Below are 3,779 nucleotides of genomic sequence, written 5' to 3'. Positions count from 1 at the left end.
TGGCGTCCCCTAGGGGACTCGAACCCCTGTTACCGCCGTGAAAGGGCGGTGTCCTAGGCCACTAGACGAAGGGGACGCAAAACCTTCTATACAACTGATCAGTGCTGAGATCTGACCGATTCAAGGCCTGCGTGGCCAGACCTTGAACTGTAAATTGGTGGAGCTAAACGGGATCGAACCGTTGACCTCTTGCATGCCATGCAAGCGCTCTCCCAGCTGAGCTATAGCCCCGGATTTTTCGCCTCGCGGCGGAGCGACATCTTGCAACATCGCTTCTGTAAAACTGGCGTCCCCTAGGGGACTCGAACCCCTGTTACCGCCGTGAAAGGGCGGTGTCCTAGGCCACTAGACGAAGGGGACGCAAACCCTTCTATACAACAGATCAACGCTGAGTGTTGATCGCTTCAAGGCCGGTGTGGCCAGACCCTGAAGTGTAAATTGGTGGAGCTAGACGGGATCGAACCGTCGACCTCTTGCATGCCATGCAAGCGCTCTCCCAGCTGAGCTATAGCCCCTCATCGCTGAGGACGGGGCGAATCTTAATGGCGGATCAGAAAGCTGTCAAACTTATTTTTAACAATTTTCAAAATTTTTTGTCGCCATAACAATCACTTACCGCCCTCCCCCGTAAATCCGGGGGTGTATCCGTTCCTGTAGCAGCTGCCGCAGGCTGCGTTCGAGTGCGTAGAGCTCGCATTATAGAGACACCCCATCCGTTCAGACAATTTGTGTCGCGGCTACAAGGGGCTGCTTCGCAGCCCAACGCAGCCTTCGGCAGCTGCTACAGGTGAACGTCGTCCATTACGTGCAAACGTCAAAGAGCAGGTTTGTCAGGCGATGTTGCCCAACAGTTTTTCCCACTCCTTGTTTTCCTTCTTCGACACGCCGCCCAGCAGGTCAATTGCCTGGCGCAGACGGAAACGGGTCAGGTCCGGACCAAGGATTTCCATCGCATCGAGTACCGACACCGAACTGGCCTGGCCGGTAATCGCAGCGAACATCAGCGGCATGGCGTCACGCAGCTTCAACTCCAGGGATTCGACCACTGCCTGAATCGTCGCGGTGATGCTGTCCTTCTCCCACTGACGCAGGCTTTCGAGTTTCCACAAGATCAGCTGCATCAACTGACGAACCTGATCGCCCGAAAGCTTCTTCGATTCAAACAGCTTGGCGTCCGGGTTCACGCCACCGGCAAAGAAGAAACCAGCCAACGGTGCAACCTGGCTGAAGGTTTCAACGCGACCTTGTACATGTGGTGCGATTTTCATCATGTATTCAGGGTTCAGCGCCCAGGTTTGCAGGCGCGAAGCGAATTCTTCCACCGGCAGGTCACGCAGCCACTGGCCGTTGAGCCACGACAGCTTCTCGACGTCGAAAATCGGCCCGCCCAGCGAGACACGGCTCAAGTCGAAGTGATCGACCATTTCCTGCAACGAGAACTTCTCGCGCTCGTCCGGCATCGACCAACCCATGCGGCCGAGGTAGTTGAGCATCGCTTCCGGCATGAAGCCCATGCGCTCGTAGAACGTCACCGAGGTCGGGTTTTTGCGTTTGGACAGCTTGCTCTTGTCCGGGTTACGCAGCAGCGGCATGTAGCACAGTTCCGGTTGCTCCCAGCCGAAGTACTCGTAAAGCAGGATCAGTTTCGGCGCCGAGGGCAGCCATTCTTCGCCGCGCAGGACGTGGGTGATGCCCATCAGGTGGTCGTCAACCACGTTGGCCAGGAAGTACGTCGGCAGACCGTCGGTCTTCATCAGCACTTGCATGTCCATGCGATCCCACGGGATCTCGACGTCGCCACGCAGCATGTCCGGCACCACGCACACGCCTTCGCTCGGCACTTTCATGCGGATCACGTGCGGTTCGCCAGCGGCCAGGCGACGGGCGACTTCTTCCTTGGACAGCAACAGCGCACGGCCGTCGTAACGCGGGGTTTCGCCGCGAGCCATTTGCTCGGCGCGCATCTGGTCCAATTCTTCGGCGGTGCAGAAGCACGGGAAGGCATGGCCCATTTCAACCAGTTGCTGGCAATACTTCTGGTAGATATCGCCGCGCTCACTCTGACGGTAAGGACCGTGCGGGCCACCGACGTCCGGGCCTTCGCTCCAGTCGATACCCAACCAGCGCAGGGCGTCGAAAATCTGCTGTTCGGACTCACGGGTCGAGCGCAATTGGTCGGTGTCTTCGATCCGCAGGATGAACTCACCGCCATGCTGCTTGGCAAAGCAGTAGTTGAACAAAGCGATGTAAGCGGTACCTACGTGGGGGTCCCCGGTAGGCGATGGCGCGATGCGCGTGCGGACGGTGGTCATGGCAAGTCTCGAAAAGAAGATAAAACAAAGGGCGAATGGTAACAGGCGACACCCGCCCGGCTCCAGTAAGCAGGGCATTTAAGCCAAGTTTGCGCCTACAACGCACGTTTAGCCGGGTGAATGGCCGAATATCCTTTGGTGGCATTTACCACTTGTCGGCTGTATGACAGATTCACCTGCTGATATCTTTCCTTACAATTTCTCGACTACAGCCTGCCCCATGCCTGCCCAACTCAAGCGTCGCCTGTTTATTTTCCTCCTGCTCATCCTGCTGATTGCCGGGGGCTTCTTTGCCCAGTGGTTCCTCAAGGGACGTTTTTATGAAAGCACCGATAACGCCTATGTCCAGGGCGAGATCACCCGCGTCTCAAGCCAACTGAGTGCACGCATCGACCAAGTATTGGTGCACGACAACCAACACGTCGAAAAAGGCCAATTGCTGATCAAGCTTGAAGGCGCCGATTTCGACCTCGCCGTCGATCGCGCCAGCGCCACCCTCGCCACCCGCGAGGCCGAACGCCTGCAAGCGCAAAGCAAACTCACCCAGCAATCCAGCCTGATCGCCGCCAGCGAGGCGCAAGTTGCTTCCAGCCAAGCCAGTCTCGGCCGATCGCTTCTCGACTTGACTCGCGCCCAGACCCTGCGCAAACCCGGCTACATCTCGGAAGAACGGGTGACCACCCTGTCCGCCGACAACCACATCGCCCGCTCGCAAGTCGCCAAGGCCCAGGCCGACGCTCAGGGCCAGCGCCAGCAGGTCAATGCCCTGAACGCCGAGATCAAGCGTCTTGACGCGCAGATCGCCAATGCCAAGGCCGACCTGGCGCAATCCGAACGGAACCTGACCCGCAGCGAAATCCACGCCCCCATCAGCGGCCTGATTGGCCAGCGTGCCGCCCGCGAAGGCCAGGTGGTGCAAGCCGGCGCCTATTTGCTGTCGATCGTCCCGGATCAGGACATCTGGATTCAGGCCAACTTCAAAGAAACCCAGATCGGCCACATGCAGCCCGGCCAGAGCGCCGAGCTGACCTTCGACGCCTACAGCGACACGCCGATCAAAGCGCGGGTCGACAGCCTGTTCGCCGCTTCGGGCGCGCAGTTCAGCCTGTTGCCACCGGACAATGCCACGGGCAACTTCACCAAAGTTGTACAACGGATTCCGGTCAAACTGACTTTCGCCGCGGACAACCCGCTGCAAGGCAAGATCCGCCCGGGCATGTCAGTCACCGCCAAAGTGAACATCAAAGACGCCCCTGACGATGGCCGGTGATCAGCTGATCCGCCCGGTCGGCGAACCGACCCGGCGGGACTGGATCGCGGTCATGAGCGTGATGCTCGGCGCCTTCATGGCCGTGCTCGACATCCAGATCACCAATTCTTCGCTCAAAGACATTCAGGGCGCCCTGTCGGCCACCCTGGAAGAAGCTCAAAGACATTCAGGGCGCCCTGTCGGCCACCCTGGAAGAA

Annotated in this window: 2 protein-coding genes, 4 tRNA genes and 1 pseudogene; 2 read left to right on the top strand and 5 right to left on the bottom strand. The window is 58.7% G+C overall.

What is annotated here, in order from left to right:
• The 5 genes from AC1DSG_RS28895 to gltX form a co-directional block, all read right to left on the bottom strand.
• Window positions 1-76: transfer RNA gene (locus AC1DSG_RS28895), tRNA-Glu, on the bottom strand.
• 79 nt (window positions 77-155) lie between these two features.
• Window positions 156-231: transfer RNA gene (locus AC1DSG_RS28890), tRNA-Ala, on the bottom strand.
• A 53-nt stretch (window positions 232-284) separates the two neighbouring features.
• Window positions 285-360: transfer RNA gene (locus tag AC1DSG_RS28885), tRNA-Glu, on the bottom strand.
• Between the two features lie 79 nt (window positions 361-439).
• Window positions 440-515, bottom strand: a tRNA-Ala gene (locus AC1DSG_RS28880).
• A 315-nt stretch (window positions 516-830) separates the two neighbouring features.
• On the bottom strand, window positions 831-2,312 hold the full coding sequence (gene gltX, locus AC1DSG_RS28875) for a glutamate--tRNA ligase (RefSeq protein WP_150782605.1): 1,482 nt from the start codon (window positions 2,310-2,312) through the stop codon (window positions 831-833).
• 220 nt (window positions 2,313-2,532) lie between these two features.
• Here gltX and AC1DSG_RS28870 point away from each other — a divergent pair, with 220 nt between their 5' ends.
• The gene (locus tag AC1DSG_RS28870; protein ID WP_477793924.1) at window positions 2,533-3,582 is read left to right on the top strand and encodes an HlyD family secretion protein; all 1,050 of its coding nucleotides are present in this window, start codon (window positions 2,533-2,535) and stop codon (window positions 3,580-3,582) included.
• Window positions 3,572-3,779: pseudogene (locus AC1DSG_RS28865) on the top strand (hypothetical protein); the annotation flags it as partial. The gene AC1DSG_RS28870 and the pseudogene AC1DSG_RS28865, both read left to right, overlap by 11 nt.

The sequence above is a fragment of the Pseudomonas sp. P5_A12 genome, from assembly GCF_056400685.1.
Note: the sequence above shows the minus strand (reverse complement) of the source record. Positions and strands in the feature narration are given on the sequence as shown.

Excerpts from the sequence above, each read along its gene's own strand:
- gltX (WP_150782605.1), bottom strand. The coding sequence starts at position 2,312 with ATGACCACCGTCCGCACGCGCATCGCGCCATCGCCTACCGGGGACCCC.
- AC1DSG_RS28870 (WP_477793924.1), top strand. The coding sequence starts at position 2,533 with ATGCCTGCCCAACTCAAGCGTCGCCTGTTTATTTTCCTCCTGCTCATC.